The 15,672-nt window shown below is 39.4% G+C and carries 17 protein-coding genes and 2 pseudogenes; all 19 read right to left on the bottom strand.

The window, feature by feature from the left end; all coding sequences use genetic code 11:
* Nucleotides 1-158, bottom strand: a pseudogene (locus ACFX4X_RS09570) (flagellar motor switch phosphatase FliY); the annotation flags it as partial.
* Complete coding sequence (gene fliM, locus ACFX4X_RS09565; protein WP_377383082.1) at nucleotides 148-1,146, bottom strand: flagellar motor switch protein FliM; 999 nt, start codon at nucleotides 1,144-1,146, stop codon at nucleotides 148-150. The pseudogene ACFX4X_RS09570 and the gene fliM, both read right to left, overlap by 11 nt.
* 52 nt (nucleotides 1,147-1,198) lie before the next feature.
* Complete coding sequence (fliL, locus tag ACFX4X_RS09560) at nucleotides 1,199-1,627, bottom strand: flagellar basal body-associated protein FliL (protein ID WP_377383080.1); 429 nt, start codon at nucleotides 1,625-1,627, stop codon at nucleotides 1,199-1,201.
* Nucleotides 1,624-1,839, bottom strand: a complete 216-nt coding sequence (locus tag ACFX4X_RS09555) for a flagellar FlbD family protein (RefSeq protein WP_284472096.1) — start codon at nucleotides 1,837-1,839, stop codon at nucleotides 1,624-1,626. The genes fliL and ACFX4X_RS09555 overlap by 4 nt, the downstream gene beginning before the upstream one ends.
* Before the next feature lie 48 nt (nucleotides 1,840-1,887).
* Complete coding sequence (locus ACFX4X_RS09550) at nucleotides 1,888-3,153, bottom strand: flagellar hook protein FlgE (RefSeq protein ID WP_377383079.1); 1,266 nt, start codon at nucleotides 3,151-3,153, stop codon at nucleotides 1,888-1,890.
* A gap of 75 nt (nucleotides 3,154-3,228) precedes the next feature.
* Nucleotides 3,229-3,429, bottom strand: a complete 201-nt coding sequence (locus ACFX4X_RS09545; protein ID WP_377383084.1) for a hypothetical protein — start codon at nucleotides 3,427-3,429, stop codon at nucleotides 3,229-3,231.
* 194 nt (nucleotides 3,430-3,623) lie between these two features.
* Nucleotides 3,624-4,259, bottom strand: coding sequence for a flagellar hook assembly protein FlgD (gene flgD, locus ACFX4X_RS09540; RefSeq protein WP_284471279.1), 636 nt, complete (start codon nucleotides 4,257-4,259; stop codon nucleotides 3,624-3,626).
* Between the two features lie 8 nt (nucleotides 4,260-4,267).
* Nucleotides 4,268-5,581: a flagellar hook-length control protein FliK gene (locus tag ACFX4X_RS09535; protein ID WP_377383078.1), complete on the bottom strand. Its 1,314-nt coding sequence runs from the start codon at nucleotides 5,579-5,581 to the stop codon at nucleotides 4,268-4,270.
* Nucleotides 5,582-5,609: 28 nt separating this feature from the next.
* The gene (locus ACFX4X_RS09530; RefSeq protein ID WP_377383076.1) at nucleotides 5,610-6,227 is read right to left on the bottom strand and encodes a MotE family protein; all 618 of its coding nucleotides are present in this window, start codon (nucleotides 6,225-6,227) and stop codon (nucleotides 5,610-5,612) included.
* 4 nt (nucleotides 6,228-6,231) lie between these two features.
* The gene (gene fliJ / locus ACFX4X_RS09525; protein ID WP_377383075.1) at nucleotides 6,232-6,678 is read right to left on the bottom strand and encodes a flagellar export protein FliJ; all 447 of its coding nucleotides are present in this window, start codon (nucleotides 6,676-6,678) and stop codon (nucleotides 6,232-6,234) included.
* Between the two features lie 2 nt (nucleotides 6,679-6,680).
* Nucleotides 6,681-8,000, bottom strand: a pseudogene (gene fliI / locus ACFX4X_RS09520) (flagellar protein export ATPase FliI).
* On the bottom strand, nucleotides 7,990-8,769 hold the full coding sequence (fliH, locus tag ACFX4X_RS09515) for a flagellar assembly protein FliH (RefSeq protein WP_176431881.1): 780 nt from the start codon (nucleotides 8,767-8,769) through the stop codon (nucleotides 7,990-7,992). The pseudogene fliI and the gene fliH overlap by 11 nt, the downstream one beginning before the upstream one ends.
* On the bottom strand, nucleotides 8,762-9,781 hold the full coding sequence (fliG, locus tag ACFX4X_RS09510) for a flagellar motor switch protein FliG (protein WP_377383073.1): 1,020 nt from the start codon (nucleotides 9,779-9,781) through the stop codon (nucleotides 8,762-8,764). Before fliG ends, fliH begins: the two co-directional genes overlap by 8 nt.
* A 13-nt stretch (nucleotides 9,782-9,794) precedes the next feature.
* Nucleotides 9,795-11,390, bottom strand: a complete 1,596-nt coding sequence (gene fliF, locus ACFX4X_RS09505) for a flagellar basal-body MS-ring/collar protein FliF (RefSeq protein ID WP_377383071.1) — start codon at nucleotides 11,388-11,390, stop codon at nucleotides 9,795-9,797.
* A 95-nt stretch (nucleotides 11,391-11,485) separates the two neighbouring features.
* Nucleotides 11,486-11,794 (bottom strand): flagellar hook-basal body complex protein FliE, encoded by a 309-nt coding sequence (gene fliE / locus ACFX4X_RS09500; RefSeq protein ID WP_061462403.1) that lies wholly within the window; start codon nucleotides 11,792-11,794, stop codon nucleotides 11,486-11,488.
* 23 nt (nucleotides 11,795-11,817) lie between these two features.
* On the bottom strand, nucleotides 11,818-12,276 hold the full coding sequence (flgC, locus tag ACFX4X_RS09495) for a flagellar basal body rod protein FlgC (protein ID WP_284471287.1): 459 nt from the start codon (nucleotides 12,274-12,276) through the stop codon (nucleotides 11,818-11,820).
* Nucleotides 12,276-12,671, bottom strand: coding sequence for a flagellar basal body rod protein FlgB (gene flgB, locus ACFX4X_RS09490; protein ID WP_284471288.1), 396 nt, complete (start codon nucleotides 12,669-12,671; stop codon nucleotides 12,276-12,278). The genes flgC and flgB overlap by 1 nt, the downstream gene beginning before the upstream one ends.
* A gap of 701 nt (nucleotides 12,672-13,372) precedes the next feature.
* Nucleotides 13,373-14,152: a GTP-sensing pleiotropic transcriptional regulator CodY gene (gene codY / locus ACFX4X_RS09485; RefSeq protein WP_053345318.1), complete on the bottom strand. Its 780-nt coding sequence runs from the start codon at nucleotides 14,150-14,152 to the stop codon at nucleotides 13,373-13,375.
* Between the two features lie 103 nt (nucleotides 14,153-14,255).
* On the bottom strand, nucleotides 14,256-15,665 hold the full coding sequence (hslU, locus tag ACFX4X_RS09480; protein ID WP_061462401.1) for an ATP-dependent protease ATPase subunit HslU: 1,410 nt from the start codon (nucleotides 15,663-15,665) through the stop codon (nucleotides 14,256-14,258).
* Nucleotides 15,666-15,672: the final 7 nt, after the last annotated feature.

Here is a 15,672-nt window from a genome sequence, read left to right as displayed (position 1 = left end):
CTTCCGAAAGAGATATTACCAATTTCCCCGAGGGCGTCGAGTTCCATAATTGATAAATAATCGTCAATCATATGAGACTTCATCTCATCTTCTATATCACTTGTACCTTTTAAAAGGGCATCTATTTCGTCCTGTGAAAGCATTTGATCACTTACCATCTTCGTCTCCCCCTTTCAAAATATCAAGAATCTGGATGGCGTGTTTTTTTCCTACTTTTCCTGGCTGCCCATTGAATTTTGGGACCCCTCCAATTTTAATGGTCAAAGGTTCATCGATTGCCTTATTTAAATCGATGACATCACCAACATCTAGCAGTAAAAAATCCTGGATGGTGATATCCGTAGAACCAAGTTCGGAAATAACGGGAAGGTCTGCATTTCGAATACGCTTTTCCAAAATCATGATTTCCTCTGGAATTTTTTCCTTTTGGGAATTTTCCAACCAATAATGAGCAGATAACTTTGGTATGATTGGTTCTAATACGACGTGAGGAATACAAATATTAATCATTCCACTCGTTTCGCCGATTTGTGTATTCAAGGAAATGACAACAACCGTATCGTTGGGCGAAACCAATTGAAGAAATTGTGGATTCACCTCAAACTCTGTCATCACCGGTTCGATTTCAACAATCGTTCCCCAGGCCTCCTGTAAATTTTCAAAAGCCTTCTCGAATAAATTCGACATGATTTTCGTTTCTATTTCCGTTAAAGTATCTACCTTATTCACGCTTTTGCCCCGCCCGCCCAAAACTCGATCCATCATGGAATAAGCTATATTCGGGTTGACCTCAAGAATGATACGGCCATCCAACGGCGGCACCTCAAACACATTCAGGATGGTAATTTTCGGGATCGATCTAATAAACTCTTCGTATGGTATTTGATCTGCCGAAGCAACGGATATTTGAACATATGTCCTAAGCTGAGCCGAAAAGTATGTGGTCAGCAACCTTGCAAAGTTCTCATGTATCCTGGTCAAACTTCGGATTTGATCCTTTGAAAACCGAAGTGCCCTTTTAAAGTCGTACACTTTCACTCTTTTTTCTATTTCTTCTTTCTTTAAATCATCTGCATCCATTTCACCTGTGGAAATGGCCGATAATAAAGCATCGATTTCATTTTGCGATAATATTTCCCCGGACATTAACACTCACCTCCAAAGCTTCCCCTTCTTATTTAATGAAGCAAGGAAGTTCTTATTGAAGAATCAAGGAGGTTATATAAACCTTTTCAACTTTTCCTTCTTCCATTAATTCATTCATTCTAGTCTTTAGCTCTTCTTGAAGCTTTTCCTTGCCTTTTTTACCGGTTAACACTTCCGCTTTCATTTCGGATAGTTCGGTAATAATGATATTTTTCACTTGAAAACTTCTTTTTTCCAATTCTTCTTTTGCTTTTTTATTTTCTGTTTGGACCATAAATGAGATTTTGATATAATCATTGCCAGCAAGATTCGTTGTAATTTCGGGAATTTCAACTGATGATTTGACAATTTCGTCAATGCTAGGTTTTTCTTCTGCAGATGTGGGGTCAGATAACTTTGTCACAACCACGAATGCTATGACACCAACAAGCGTTATGGCCACGAATATAATCAACATAATTGATAATAGACTTTTTTTCATGATTTTTCCTCCACATCATTACGAAAACCGAGAATATTCACGGTACGATAAAAATGTATAATAGCTTCAACCATTTCCTCTTCTTTCTCAAGCACAACGATTTTCTTACCATTTGTAAAAGTAATGGTCGTATCTGGCAATGACTCGACTGTATCTATGTACAATGCATTGATATGAAAGCATTTTCCATTGAGCCTTGTGACTTTGATAATGATATTTAGGAGCCAGAGCAATAAGCACCTGGCTCCTCCCCCCTTAACCTATCGTTTTAAGTTAACTAATTCTTGTAAAATTTCATCCGATGTCGTTATAATCCGGGAATTCGACTGGAAACCACGTTGCGCAACGATCATTTCAGTAAACTCTTCCGATAAATCCACATTGGACATTTCCAAGGAACCTGATGCAATCCCCCCCCGGCCCTCACCTGCGATATTGATGTTTGCAGTACCTGAGTTGATTGATTCCTGAAAAGTATTACCACCTGTTTTCGTCAAGCCTGATGGATTGGAAAACTTGGCAACGGCCAGTTGGCCTAATGTTGTGATCATACCGTTGGAATAAACGCCATTTATTTCCCCTGATGCACCAATGTTAAAGCTTTCCAGTTTCCCTTCTTTATTACCATTTGGATTGACAAGAGCAGTCGTAGCACCTTTAGATTGAGTAAGTTTCGAGAAATCAAAATCCAATTTGATTTTTTGAACGCTTTCATCAGCTTCCGTATCCGGGTCATTCGCTTTGCCACTTGAAATGTTAATGTTTAGGCCTTCCTGAGTTTTATCAGCTTCCACTATCTGACCATTAGCATCGAAATTCAGAGAAGTGAACGGTTTTGGTTTAGTAGCCGAAGTATCCCCCAAAGCAGCAGGTTCCCCATCAAAAATCTCCCATTTGTTATCAGCTGTTTTTTGGAAAAAGATAGTTGCCGTTTGTTCTTTACCCTTTGCATCCACGATTTTTATTTGCTGACTAAATACGGTACCGTCAATTGCATCAGCAGCTAAATTTTCACCTACTCTTATTTTAGTTGTTGTTACAGCAGGTAAAATTGCATTAACGTTAACAGCCACATCACCGATTGTTTTTGATTGTTTTCCGTTTTCATCAATCTTGTAAGCCTGCACTTTCAAACCATTCGAGTTGACAAGTGTACCGTTATTATCAAGATAAAAGTTTCCAGCACGAGTGTATGATAGTGCATCGCCTTGCTTGACGATGAAACAACCATCACCAGAAATTCCCAAGTCAAGATCACGGCCGGTCGTTTGCAAGCTTGACTGTGTATGGATGGTATCGATTGTAGCAATCGTGGAACCCAACCCAATTTGTTTAGAATTAGTTCCACCTCTATTGGCTGTTGCTGCACTTGCCCCAGATACCGTTTGATTCATGGCATCGCTGAATGTTACACGGCTTTTTTTGAAACCATAAGTATTGACATTGGCTACGTTATTACCGATAACATCCAATTTTGTTTGTAAGTTTTTTAACCCGCTTATTCCCGAATACATTGAACGAAGCATGTAAAAGCTCCCCTTTCATATAGCGACTGCTTCAGTCATTCCACAGTCTAGACTTCCTATTCTAGGTCCAGCCTATTAATCCAAAATTATAGTTCCATTGATGTTCGTAAAAATTTGAGCTGATGCTTCATCCCTGTCCATGACTGTGATGACTTTATTTTTTTTCGTGCTTACTATGAGTGCCGCATTATTTGTAATGATAAGAGATTCGGTCACGCCCATCTTTTTAGCCTCATTAGCTTTATCGGTTATTTGTTTCCAGGTTTGTCGTGGTATTTCTATATTTCTTTAATTTATCCTCATTTGAGCATGTTTACTAATGATCAATTTTTCGTTAGTGGAAACAGCTGATTGAAAATGCTGTTGAAAACCTTGTTGGATCAACTGCCCTTGCCTTAACGGTAATTTTGTTTGAGCCATCATCTGAGCGGAATTTGCCTAAAAATCAAGTTTACTCATATTCCCGCCTATTAAGCTTCAGCGATTTTGATCAATTGCTCTGATGATAGCTTGGTGTTGCTTTCATCATCCACTTCAATTTGCAGCCTGCCATTATTCAAGGATACAGCGATAACGACAGCCGATGACTCTCCATTTTTTTCATCCATCCAGGAAACACGTTTGCCTATTAATTCACTTGCCGTCGTTAAGCTATTTACCGTGGAACTTGTTTGTTTCATTTGTGAAATATTGGCGGGTACAAGCTTTGTGCCATCTTCTAAAATGAAATAAACACCATCACCTTTATATTGGATCGACTTCACGATGCCTGTTCCTTCTTCTACCGCAAGATCACCATCGCCCCCATCCAATTTATGCCAAGTGACTTCCTTACCGACAAAGGAGTTAAAGTTCATGATACTATTTTGTTGACTGATCCCGATTATTTCTTCCATTTGGGCTCCCATATTCATCATCTGTTCTAGAGATGAAAAAGTGGCCATTTGGGCGATGAATTCCGTGTTGTCCATCGGATTTGACGGATCTTGGTTTTGAAGCTGTGTAAGCAACAATTTCAAGAAATCATCCTTTCCTAATGCATCCCCGTTTTTTCTGTTTTCAGTTTGAAATTTTGATAATAATAGTGACGTATCAATGGTCGTCATTTTAACACCTACACTTCCAGATTTAACAGCGCTTCGGCAAGGGATCCCATAAACTCACTATCCGTCTCGTCATTGCTTTCTTCCTTACTCTCTTGTTGTTTATTTTGTTCATCCGCATCTTTCTGGCTGAATTTCTCGGGGTTAAAAGCATTGAAGGCCTGTGATATTTCAATTTTTTCAATTTGAATATTTTGACCGCTAAAGGCTTGTTTTAAGCCATGAATCTGTTTCTCCAGCATATCTTTGGCCTGAGAAGTAGTAGCCATAATCTTGGCTGACAGCATACCATCCTTTTGAATCAACTCGATTCTAAGTGACCCTAGATGTTCAGGATTCAATCTGATCAACAGTTTATTTACACCGTTTTTTCCGCTAAAATTCGCCTTACTCAAAATATTTTCAAATTGTTTAACAAACTCTTCATGACTGACAATTTGCTTACCTATGGAAGCAGTCAAGACGAATTGCTCCAACTTAGTCATGAGAAAAGGCATACCTGAACCTTGATGGTCACCGCTATCCGCATTTTGCAAAGTCACACTGCTGGTTATTGTCCTGTCTTTACTTACCTTGTCACTCCCAGATAATTGCAAGTGTGGGTTTTTCAATGTTTCTATTGTTTTATTTTGCCCTTTTTCCGAAATGTTGGATTGACCATATTCTGATTTTGGTTCTGACTGATTGGACAACATTTTATCCAGTTTCCCCGTTATCCCTTCAAGCAGGTTTTTCATTTGTTTCTGGATGGCCGCTTCATCTTGTGTCATATCCTTACTCTCTGAAAGAAGATCTTGAATCTTAGCCAGTTTCAAAAGATTCACCACACCAGATAGTGGGAGCTCATGCCATTCTTCTTCATTCAATACAGTAACCTTTTTTAGAATTGTATACAGTTCCATGACATTGGCAGATAACAAACTTTGTGGATTCATGCTGAAGTCATCCAATTCTTGTTCTACATCCATTTCCTCTATGCTCGCAAAGAAATCCTTAAGGGCACCCTCATCTTTGCCGGCTACATTTTTTAGTACCTGTAATAGAAGGGTGCTGAATTCTTCATGGTTGTTTACAGAAATATCTTCAACAATACTCTCTTTCCCTTTATCACTTAACCTTTCAAGTTTCAGAAAACCAAGCAAATCCTTTATAAAAGACAATCGTCCTTCAGTGATGTCGCCTATATCCGCTGGAGCGGGAGGTTCTGCCACTAAGGAGGATTGAAGGACTGAACCAAACCCGGAATTGGTTTGCTGATTTTGTTTAATTGGTGCCTTTTGACTTAATGATGCCAAGGGGAGTAAAGAATTAATGGCTGAATTCATATATTATTCACCTCCTTAATCTCTTCTCTTAAGGACTTTGTTCCGTTAGTTTCTTAGTTAACCTTGCAGCATCAGCCGTTGTCATTTGCTCCAATACCTTAGCTAAAGTGGCTGCTTTCATACTTGAGAGAATCTCCACTGCGTCATCATCATTCATTTCAGTAATGATAGGTGCAGACTTCTTAGGAGCCATGGTTTCATAAGTGCGGATTATATTTTTGAACGCCTGTTTACTACCATTCTGACTATCCTTAAGTTGATTCATTTCAGTTTGAAGCTGCTGTTTTTCCGCTCCTGCCTTTAAAATGGCCTTGTCACGTTTATCAATGATGCCCTCAAGCTTGTCTATCTCTTTTTTCTTGTTTTCAATCTCAGTTTCTAATTTTTCGAGCTTCATCGAAACTTTCTCATTTTCCTTGGCTGGATTACCTTTCTCTTCATTCTTATAATCCGATTCAATGAAGGGTATTTTCTCAGACATTCCTTTGGCCTTTTCCACAACATTGACACCTGCAACTGTAAAAACGATCAACGCTACAGTTACCGCAAAGATTAAAGAAATGAAGATGACAAGGAACCATTGGAACTTACTTATCTTGCTTTTTTCCAATTCTTCCAATCCATTAGATTCACTTTTTTTACGCATTCTATCACCTAACGCCTTTGCTTAAGAATTGCCGGATAGAAATTTCATCCATTTGCTTATTCTCGACTTCCTTTAAGACATCAAGGAATTTAAGAAAATCATTTTCTTTCATTTTCTCGTACTTTTTAACCTCAATATTTCTATCCATTAATAAATCCCGTTGAACATTCATCTTGTATCGAGCTTCAATGACTTCCTGTTGACAATGGCTTAAGAGTTTTTCCAAGTTGTCCATAAATAACTGATGATGGCGAATTTCCTGAACGGATAATCCATTTCGCAGCTTTTCCTGTTGAAATTCAAGCAACTCTTCTTTTTTCTTTAAAAGCTTATATAACCTTTCTGCCACTTCTTCAAATTTTTTTAACGCAGTATGATATTTAGCTAGTGCATCTTTTTTTTCTTTTTCCTTGATGTTCAGGATCTTCTCGAATTTATATTGATAAATCATAACTAATCACCTTTCCCCATCAAATCGACAAGGGCGTTAATACTATTATCCTTTGGAGCTTTTTCATGGGTGCCTTGCTTTAAAAATGAAATGATCTCAGGATAGCGTGTAATAGAGTTATCAATTGGTTTGGAAGAGCCCTTCTTATACGCTCCTATATTAATCAAATCTTCTGACTCCATATAGGTTGATAAACTTGCCCGTAATTTTTCTGCGGAACTTTTATGTATGTCCCCAACAATATTGTTCATGACACGGCTTATACTCTTCTAGACATTGAGCGCTGGAAACTGTCCTTTATTGGCTAAGTTACGATCTAGTATGAAGTGACCATCCAATATTCCCCTGACAGCATCAGCAATCGGCTCATTCATATCATCACCGTCGACTAGAACCGTATAAAACGCTGTAATGGTACCCAGCTGATTTGTTCCCGTTCTTTCGAGTAATCTTGGAAGGATGGCAAAAACGGAGGGCGTATAACCTTTGGTCGTCGGCGGTTCCCCGATAGCAAGCCCAATTTCCCTCTGGGCCATTGCGACCCTCGTGACCGAATCCATCATCAGCATCACGTTCAATCCCTTATCACGAAAATATTCAGCGATGGCAGTTGCCGTTAAAGCACCTTTTATCCTCATCAACGCTGGCTGATCAGATGTCGCCACAACAACGATTGATCGTGCCAGCCCTTCTGGTCCAAGATCTTTCTCAATGAATTCACGAACTTCACGTCCACGTTCTCCAACAAGACCGATTACGTTCAAGTCAGCCGTCGTATTCCTTGCTACCATGCCAAGCAATGTACTTTTCCCAACACCGCTCCCAGCAAAGATACCAACACGTTGACCTTTTCCAACTGTTAATAAACTATCAATCGCACGCACTCCTACATCTATCGGCTCATTAATGGGAGGGCGTTTCATCGGATTTGGCGGATCTTGATCCACAGGAACGGTAGCTAGACCCTTTGGGAGCAATGAATCATCAATGGGATGTCCCAATGGATCGACTACCTTGCCAATGAGCCCTCCTCCCACCTTTATCTCAAGGCTCCGTCCGCTTCCTTCCACGATACATCCCGGTGCTATATCACTAACAGCTGTAAATGGCATTAAAATAACCATTTCATCACGGAAACCGACAACTTCGGCTAATATTCGGTTTTTCTTTTTTTGTATACCTGTATAGATATAACAAACGTCGCCAACAGAGCTTTCAGGGCCTTGAGATTCTATCATTAACCCTACGACACGTTTGACCCGTCCATAATGTTTGAATGAATCAACCTCATCAACTAAGGGCAATAGGTCTCTAGTTTTCATCGTTACTCCCCTCCCACAGCAGCTCAGTTAGTTTCACTTTTATTTCCTGCAGCTGACTGTTGACACTGGCATCTATCCTTCCATTTTCTGATTCGATAATACAGCTGTTTTCTTCAATTTCATCATCCGGAAAGATATACAACTCAGTATCTTTTGGAAAGATTGCAATCAACTCTTCCTTATGAGATAGAATCGATTGATATTGGACCGGATGGATATGCAATTGCACTTCACGGTAATCCCTCGCCTCTTTGATGGCTCTCTTGACAATGGATAAAAAAGACTCTTCATCTTTTTCAAGCTGGTGCCCGATAATTTTCTCCGCGACCTTCACGGCAAGATTCAAAATAACGGTTTCAGATGATTCGATATGTTGACGATAATCTTTTTTAGAGGACTCCACCACTTCTTTTGCAAAAGCTATATCCCCTGCAATCTCGTTATAACCCTTTTGGAAGCCATCTTCGACTCCTTGCTGATACCCTTCCTTTTGAGCTTGTTCAATAAACATCACTTTTTCTTGATTCTCCCAATGTTCTCGGTCTTGCTGGATTTCAGCAGCTATCGCTTGGGCTTTTTGTTTAGCATCCAGTAATAACCTTTCGGCTTCCTGTTTAGCATCCCTCTGAAATTGATCAGATTGAAAATGTTGAAGGTTTATCCCCTCATCTGCATTTTCATTTTGAAGAAAGTCAAACGTGCGAACTTTTATCGCTATCTTTTTGCTTTTCTCCTGATGAGCTTGCTGGGATTTTATAATCCTAGACAATGATATCATCCCCTCCGCCGCGGGCAATCACAATGTCCCCAGTTTCTTCCAAATGGCGAATAACAGCAACGATTCTCGATTGTGCTTCTTCTACATCACGCAAACGTACAGGCCCCATATATTCCATTTCTTCCTGGAACATTTCGACCATACGTTTTGACATGTTTCGGAAAACGATTTCCTTCACTTCATCACTTGCCACCTTAAGAGAAAGTTTAAGGTCTTCGTTATCAGATTCCCTGACTACGCGCTGAATCGCTCTGCCATCAAGTGTCACGATATCCTCAAAAACAAACATGCGTTTCTTGATTTCCTCGGCAAGCTCTGGATCTTGAATTTCGAGTTCTTCCAAAATCGTTCGTTCCGTCGAGCGATCCACACCATTCAACACATCTACAACCGCTTCTACTCCACCAGTCTGTGTATAATCTTGGGTCACGGTCGCAGAAAGTTTCCTTTCGAGTATTTGCTCCACTTCATTGATGATTTCTGGCGACGTGCCATCCATCAAAGCAATCCTTCTTGCAATATCGGCCTGCACCTCTTGCGGAAGTTCAGACAATATTTGTCCAGCCTGTGCAGGATCAAGATAGGATAAGATTAATGCAATAGTTTGCGGATGCTCGTTCTGGATGAAATTCAAGATTTGTCCAGGATCCGCTTTTCGTGCAAAATCGAATGGACGAACCTGTAAGGAAGATGTTAACCGGTTAATGATCGCAGTTGCCTGATCAGAGCCAAGTGCCTTTTCAAGTACCTGCTTTGCGTATCCTATCCCGCCCTGAGAGATGTAATCCTGTGCTAAAGCAATATTATGGAATTCTTCCAGAATTTCTTCTTTATCATGGGAGTCCACTTTTCTCACCCCAGAAATTTCAAGGGTCAATCTCTCAATTTCCTCTTCAGAAAGATGCTTATAAACGGATGCAGAAACATCCGGCCCTAAGGAAATAAGGAGGATGGCAGCTTTTTGTTTGCCAGTCAATCTGGCCTTTTTTTTTCTATCGGTCACTTTCTAAAGCCTCCTAGTCTTCTGCTATCCAGCTTCTTAATAATTTTGCAAATTCATCTGGCTTTTCTTTTGCAAGTTTCTCAAGTTGTTTTCTTTTTAAAGATGCTTCCGTTTCCTTCTCTTTGTTTAAATCAGGAAGATCGAATGCAACTTCCTCTTCTTCGACCACGTATTCCTCTTCCAATTCAACTTGCTTTCGGGAACGGAAGAATAAGATTAAGAGAATGATAATGGCAAGTATTAGCACTCCACCGACGATGTATGCCCATATTGGTAACAATGGACTCGTTTCCTCTATTGGCAACGTCATTTTTCCGTTAAACGGTTGAACGGAAATTGCAATTTTATTATTAAGCTCCTCGTCCGTAAGTTCTTCCCCTTCAGCTTTTTTCTCGATTGTCGTTCGTATTATCGTACCAAGGATTTGTGTGATATCATCCACACTCTGTTGAGTTAAAGAATTCGGATCGTCAGCGGTGGGCGGTTCGACCATGACCTGAATACCTAAATCCTTAACTTTATACGGGCTTTCGACTATTTCCTTCTTGATTCGGTTCACTTCACTATTTATCGTTTCATCCACTTTTTCATAATCACCGGAACCGTTTGTGCCTTCAGCATATTGGGTTCCCAATGAATCTGAGGAATCCTCACTTTGCGGAACGCCTCCTGCACCTGCAGCGTCCCCACTATACGATTCATTGATCCTTTGCGCAGAAATCTCGATTCCAGCCATATTTTCTTCATCGACCGGTTCGACTAAATTCTCTTCTCGGTTTTCTTGAGTGAAATCAATGTCTGTCGTGACAGAAACAACAACTTTGTCTCTACCCATTATCGTTCCAAGCATATTTTGTACCTGTCTTTGAATATCGCGTTCTATTTCTTTTTTTATTTGATTTTGAGTAGCAAATGCGGACGCGAAAGATGAATTTTCATTTTCAAGGTCAAAGTACTCAAATTCTTGATTCATAATGACGATATTATCTGTAGGAAGATTCGGTACACTTTTTGAGACCAGATGATAAAGGGAGTTGATTTGACTTTCTTCAAATTTATAACCGGATTTCGTTTTCAATACAATGGATGCGGACGCTTCCCCAGTCGTATCACTGACAAAAACTCCTTTATCAGGAAGAGTGATCATTACGCTGGCATCTTCTACTCCATCAATCTTTTTTATTAAACTGGCCAATTCCGTTTGCATCGAGTCCAGTTTTATGACGTTGAATTCATTTTCAGTCATTCCGATACCAGCACTTTGACTAAAAAAAGAATAGTCGATACTCCCCGAGTCCGGAACTCCTTCAGCTGCCAGTTCCACTTTAAGTGAATCCAGGCTTTCTTCAGGAACCTTTATGGTCGTACCATTTTCAGAAACTTCGTTTTTAATCCCTTTACTGTCCAAATTTTCTTTGATGCTCCCTGTCTCCGATGGAGTTAAATTTGAATATAGGGGCACCAGCGTCGTACGCGTGGTTAAAAGTGAAACAGCCGTAATGATGATGATAATCAATGCTGCTGATCCAATCATCATGATTTTTTGTTTTTTACTGCGGCTCATCCAGTAAGCAGCCACTTTATTTTTAAACTCTATTACTTCATTCATTTAAATCCCCCGGTCAGTCTATGAATTTATGAGTGGGAGATTCGTTTTCCCCCTGATCATTTTTTCTCTATATTAATGAGGTTTAAAAATGAATGCTATATGCTCATTCTCATCATTTCCTGGTAGGCTTCTACAACCTTATTCCGAACCTCTAATGTAGCCTGCATGGTAATGCTGGCTTTTTGTGAAGCTATCATCACCGAATGCAGCTCAACATCATCTCCATTAACCAGTTTGGTCGTAAGGTCATCTGATGCCATTTGTGTTTCGTTAACTTTATTTATTGATTCTTTTAATACGGACGCAAAATTTCGCTGTGATTCGTATGGTGTATTAGTCTTGTTCTGATCTTTTTTCAGCACATTACCTGCATTATTCACTGCCGAAAGAGAAATCCCCTCCATATCAACACTCTCCTTTCAAACTGTTATTTTCCGATTTCCAACGCTTTCATCATCATTCCCTTTGATGCATTTAAAACTGTTACATTTGCTTCATATGAACGTGTTACACTCATTAAATCGACCATTTCCCTAAGTGGGTCGACATTCGGCATTTCAACATAACCATCTTCATTGGAATCAGGGTGTTCCGGATTGTAATCCAGTTCAAAGGGTGTTCTGTCCTTTACTATTCCAGTCACCTTTACTCCATTCCCTATCCCGCTAGTTTTTCCGGATGCTGCGTTTAAGAAGCTTGAAAAACCTTCTTCCTTACTTTGCAGCACTACCGCTTTTCTTGTGTATGGCTTCCATGTTTTCAACTCCGCGTCATATTCCGCCCTGGTCGTATCGGCATTTGCCATATTCGCAGAGATTACATCCATCCTTAACCTTTGACTGGTCAAGCTAGATCCAGCCATGTTCATACTTTGGAAGATTCCCATCACTTACCTCCTCTAATTACATTCTCCAATGATTGAAACTTTCCTGAAAGCCTATCAGAGACTGCATTATAATAAATCTGATTTGCAGCAAGATCCGTCATTTCCTTATCAACGTCCACACTATTTCCGTTATTGTTATATTGGACATTTTTCTGAAATACGTTGGGAGAAGCATGACCCCCTTCTGATTTGAAGGTATAATGTCTTTCATCGGTCCGATATGACTTTAGGGAAGATCCCAGCTCTGCTTTAAATGATTGTGTTTTGTCGACCTCTTTAGCTTTATAGTTAGGCGTATCCGAATTGGCTATGTTCTGTGAAATGACTTTTTGTTTTGTATTAGAATAATTAAGAGCATTTTCTAGTGATTGAAAAGTACTTGAAAATAGTTCCATATCGATCACCTCTTTCAATATTTAGTAAATAGTTGCTTTATCAATAAATTAACCCAATTCATTTATGGTTTAATTTTAAAGAAACATAATAACTAAGTCCATAAAAACACAAAGACTTTAGACCTATTACGGTCGAAAAATGTCACATTTTGCTCAAATCTGACGTTTTTCTTAGTATTATTCAAGGATTAACATTACCTTATATTACATTTTATTAGTGCATTCTACACTTTAACCAAATTTTACTTGTATTATCTTATTTAGCATATCGAAAAACGAACCAATATACCTGATACTTTAGAACTAATTTTAATGATTAATTTCAAGTAATTATTTCCACTCACCTGATTCCACCCTTTAAAATAAAGGATTATTAAAAAACAAATGGTACATGTCCTTTTTTGTTAAAAACACTTTTTTCAAAATGGCGGTCCATTCGACAAATTCCTCTTATCATAAAGAAAGGCCGTCCCGTTCTATTATTACTGTTTGCATATTTCAAAAGTTATAATTATATATTTACCTTTTCATAAAAAACCACGCATATATTCACATTTCCATTTAAGATCTTTATTCCGAATTACCTCTTTTTTCTTCCTTCCTTTCGCTCTCCACCATAGCTTTTCAGTCCTAGACAACTTACCCCAATATACGCACACAAAAAAAGGCAGCCCTATTTAAAGGACTGCCTTTTTTGTTTGTTAATTATTTTTAAGCTTTTCTAATTCAAGTAGGAATTTATCGTTCAATACTTTTATATAAGTACCTTTCATTCCAAGAGAGCGTGATTCAATTACTCCTGCACTCTCTAGCTTTCTAAGCGCATTAACGATTACGGATCGAGTGATGCCTACACGGTCTGCGATTTTTGAAGCTACAAGCAGACCTTCATTACCTTTAAGCTCTTCAAAAATGTGCTCAATAGCTTCCAATTCGCTGTACGATAACGAGGAAATTGCCATTTGAACAACAGCTTTACTACGAGCTTCTTCTTCAATCTCTTCTGACTTTTCACGAAGGATTTCCATACCTACCACTGTCGCGCCATACTCAGCCAAAATTAAATCATCATCATGAAATTTTTCTTGTAATCGAGCAAGAACCAATGTTCCTAAACGTTCTCCCCCACCCATAATCGGTACGATAGTTGTTAATCCCGTTGCGAAAAGCTCTTTGTTTTCAACTGGGAAAGCAGTGTATTCGCTTTCGATATCAAGATTGGAAGATGTTTCGGGAATATTAAATAGGTTTTTTGTGTACACTTCAGGGAATTGTTTATCTTCCAACATTTTGTACATGCGTTCATTTTCGATTTGCTGACTTACCGCTATGCCTAGTAATTTCCCACGGCGGCTGACGACGAATACATTTGCTTCGATAACTTCACTTAAACTTTCAGCCATTTCCTTAAAGTTAACTGCTTTACCTGCTGCTTTTTGGAGCATTGCATTGATTTTTCTTGTTTTTGCTAATAAGTTCATTTGATTTGTTCCTCCTAAAAATACCATGGTTCACAATAACTATGAAGTTGTATTTCCGTAATTTTATTTTCATGCTAGGCAAATTATTGCCATTGTTTCTTAATTAAAGGATAAACTGGCTTAAATCTTTGTTCCGGGCGATAGAACCAAGCTTTCCTTCGACATATTGGGGAGTAATTGTAATCTTCTCCATCGTAATTTCCGGTGCTTCAAAAGATAAGTCTTCAAGCAGCCGTTCTAAAATGGTATGAAGTCTTCTTGCACCAATATTGTCTGTGTTTTGATTCACTTCGAAGGCCACTTCAGCTATCTTACGAACAGCATCGTCAGAAAATTCAATTTCTATACCTTCTGTTTCTAACAAAGCAACATATTGTTTTAACAAGGCATTATCCGGTTCATGAAGAATCCTTACAAAGTCATCTACTGTCAGTTTGTTCAACTCTACACGGATCGGGAATCTACCTTGTAATTCAGGGATAAGGTCGGAGGGCTTAGCCATATGGAAGGCCCCTGCCGCAATGAATAAGACATGATCCGTTTTAACTGAACCGTATTTAGTCACGACTGTCGAGCCTTCGACGATTGGCAGGATATCCCTTTGGACACCTTCCCTTGAAACATCCGCTGATGAACTTCCGGACTGCTTACTGGCAATTTTGTCGATTTCATCAATGAAAATGATCCCATTTTGCTCAGCTCCGTATACTGCATCAGAAGTGACTTCATCCATATCGATCAATTTTGCCGCTTCTTCATTTGTTAAAACGATTCTCGCTTCACTTACTTTCAATTTGCGCTTCTTGCTTTTTTTCGGCATCAGGCTTCCTAAAGCGTCCTGCATGTTCATCCCCATTTGTTCCATTCCCGAACCTTGGAGCATATCAAACATCGAAGCAGCCTGTTCTTCCACTTCAACCGTAATCATTTCACTTTCCAGCTCACCATTAGCCAGCTTTTCGGCGACGATTTTCCTTTTTTCCTGCAAACTTAAATCTTCGGAATTATCTTCCGAATCCTGTTCGTCTTGATTGTTATTGCCTCCAAAAAAGACTTCAAGAGGATTCTTGAAATTACTCTGTTTTTTTGTTGATGGCACTAATAGCTCTATTAAACGGCGATTTGCATTTTCTTCTGCCCGTTCCTTTACGCTCGCCATCTTTTCTTCCTTCACGAGGCGAACGGAAGTCTCCACCAAATCACGAACCATGGACTCCACATCCCGGCCGACATATCCGACTTCCGTAAATTTCGTTGCTTCAACTTTTATAAAAGGAGCACCTACCAATTTAGCCATTCTCCGAGCTATTTCTGTTTTCCCAACGCCTGTCGGTCCAATCATTAATATGTTCTTCGGAACGACTTCATCACGAAGTTGGTCCGAGAGAAGGGAACGTCGGTAGCGATTCCGAAGAGCCACTGCCACTGCCCGTTTTGCTTCACCCTGCCCAACGATATACTGATCCAGTTTTTCAACGATTTGCCTCGGTGTTAAATTAGCTTTTTTTGACATTTGCGCT

The organism is Peribacillus sp. YIM B13481 (genome assembly GCF_042787985.1).
Lineage (GTDB): Bacteria > Bacillota > Bacilli > Bacillales > DSM-1321 > Peribacillus > Peribacillus simplex_A.
Note: the sequence above shows the minus strand (reverse complement) of the source record. Positions and strands in the feature narration are given on the sequence as shown.